General features: G+C 60.6%; 3 protein-coding genes. All 3 read left to right on the plus strand.

All coding sequences use genetic code 11. From position 1 onward, the window contains the following. A partial coding sequence (locus tag AB1609_21910) for a hypothetical protein (GenBank protein ID MEW6049091.1) occupies nt 1-305 on the plus strand: 305 nt, incomplete at its 5' end. A gap of 236 nt (nt 306-541) precedes the next feature. Further along, complete coding sequence (locus AB1609_21915; GenBank protein ID MEW6049092.1) at nt 542-736, plus strand: ATP-binding protein; 195 nt, start codon at nt 542-544, stop codon at nt 734-736. Nucleotides 737-976: 240 nt separating this feature from the next. Further along, nucleotides 977-2,210, plus strand: a 1,234-nt coding sequence (locus tag AB1609_21920) for an IS1182 family transposase (protein ID MEW6049093.1), incomplete at its 3' end; no start/stop codon positions are given.

Consider the following 2,210-nt stretch of genomic DNA (forward strand, 5'->3'; position numbering starts at 1 on the left):
TGGGCGGCTCCCCGCCACGTTTGCCTCCGATATTCCGCAGGGCCTGCGTCAAACCCTTCCGCGAGACCATGTACCAGTTCGCCTTCTGCAGTACCAGGTGGTGCTCCTGGGCCAGGGACTACTACCTCCAAAAGCGGGAGGCGGGTAAGAAGCATAGCCAAGCCGTCCGAACTCTCGCCAACGTCTGGCTCAAGATAATCTTCGCCATGTGGAAGAACCGCACCCCTTACGACGAGGCCAAGCTCATCACTGCCAGGCTCACCGCTCCCCAACATCTCGCCTCCTCCACCCAGATGGTCGCCTAACCAGAACATCCGTCCCTATTGACATAGGGTGTCTATCATGTCTCGCTGGGTCCCCGTTTGGGCCCGACATTCCTTCGTCCTGTCCTTTGGAGGCAGGCGGGGGTCCAGCTACTTGTCGGCGGGGTCGCACAGTTTCCTGGCGCCCTAATGTGGACGGCTGGGGATCCCCCGCCCAAGACCTGATCCAGGGGCTTCGTGCATCAGGCGGCCGCCTTCGCGGCCTCCTGTTGGCACCGATGCATCAGCTTGCCCGCAGCTTCATCGTGGCATCCAACCTGGACTTCTCTCGCTGGACGGAAATGTTCGGTGACGAGGGGATGACGGCGGCCATGATCGACAGGCTGGTTCACCGGGGGCAGATCTTCACAACAACGGGAGACAGTTACCGGTTCAAGGAGAGCTTGCGAAGGAGCCGAGAGAGCATGACCTAATTATGCCCGGGTGGGTCCCATTTCGATGAGGGCCCGTTGCCGAACTCGATTGGCGTCGCGTCATACCAGACCAAGCCAGCCCGCTGCCGTCTTGTGGGGTGTGGGTTTGGCAAGGGGAATGTGAGCCAGTGCGGCCATGGGGCTGTTGCCAAACCCCGCGTTGCCCGGGGGTAGGCCCTTAGTGTAATATGGGAATAAAGGAAATGCGCGCAGGGGAGATCAAAAGGAGGAGCCGCAGCCATGATGCGAAAGAAGTTGCCATCACGCAAGCTATTCTACGACTTCTCGCTTGAAGAACGTGTCCCCCGGGATCACTTCCTGCGCAGGCTGGCCGAGGTGGTTGACTTCAGTTTCGTATACAACATGGTGAGGCCCTACTACAGCCACACCGGTGCACCCTCAGTCGACCCCGTGGTGGTGTTCAAGATGGCTCTGATCGGCTACCTGTACAACATCCCCAGCGAGAGGAAGCTGGCGGAAGAGGTGCGGCTGAACATGGCGTTCTTGTGGTTCCTTGGGTACGACATCGATGAGTCACCCCCTGATCACAGCATCCTGTCCAAGGCCAGGCGGCGTTTTGGCAAGGACGTATACGAGGCGTTTTTCAGGAAGGTGCTGGAGATTTGCCGGCGTGCGGGCCTGGTGGAAGGGGACAGGGTGTACCTGGACTCCACCCTGCTTAAAGCCAACGCCTCGTTCGAGTCGGTCGTGAGCAAGAGCCTATACCGCCAGCTGCCTGATGCACGGGAGTTCGTCGACCATATGTGGGGCGAGAACGAGCCGGAGGCCGACAAGACCAACCAGGTCACGATAAGCAGGACTGACCCGGATTGCTCCATCATCCGGACCAAGCACAAGGGCACTTTCCTCGCCCACAAGGTGCATGTGGCCGTGGATGGCGGTCGATCCAGGATAATCACCGCCATCGCTGTAACGCCGGGCGCCGAAGCCGAGCACAGGCTGGTTCCGCTGCTCGTAGGTAAGCACACCTTCAACTGCCGAAAAAAGCCCCGGGAAGTCGTGGCGGATCGGGGGTACGGCAAGCAGGCCGTGTACCTCTTTCTCAAGAGGCAGGGCATAACCCCGATAATCCCCAGGCATCAAAGTCGAACCAGGTTGGTGCGCAAGAAGCAGGAGCTGGGCTTCACTTACGACCCTGAGCGAGACGTGTACATATGCCCGCGGGGCAAGAAGCTGTACAAAGTTCAGCGGCTGGGGGAAACGGTGCGTTACAGAACCCACCGGTATGCTTGCCGGGGCTGCGAGCTGCAGCCGCAGTGTGGTGCGCAGAGAGCCGGGATCAGCAGGATATCGGACACCATTGCGTCTGCGCTGGCGGTGCTGGGGACCCCGAGGGGCAGGCGGGCGATGGCACTGAGGAAGTGCTGGGTGGAGACCGTGAATGCGGATCTCAAGAACAACCGCTCGCTGTCGCGGGCCCACTACAGGGGCAACCGGGCGGTCACGATCCAGG

It is taken from the genome of Bacillota bacterium, from assembly GCA_040754675.1.
Lineage (GTDB): Bacteria > Bacillota > Limnochordia > Limnochordales > Geochordaceae > Geochorda.

What these genes read in the sequence shown, in the direction of transcription:
- AB1609_21915 (MEW6049092.1), top strand. Translation starts at nt 542, where the DNA reads ATGCATCAGCTTGCCCGCAGCTTCATCGTGGCATCCAACCTGGACTTC.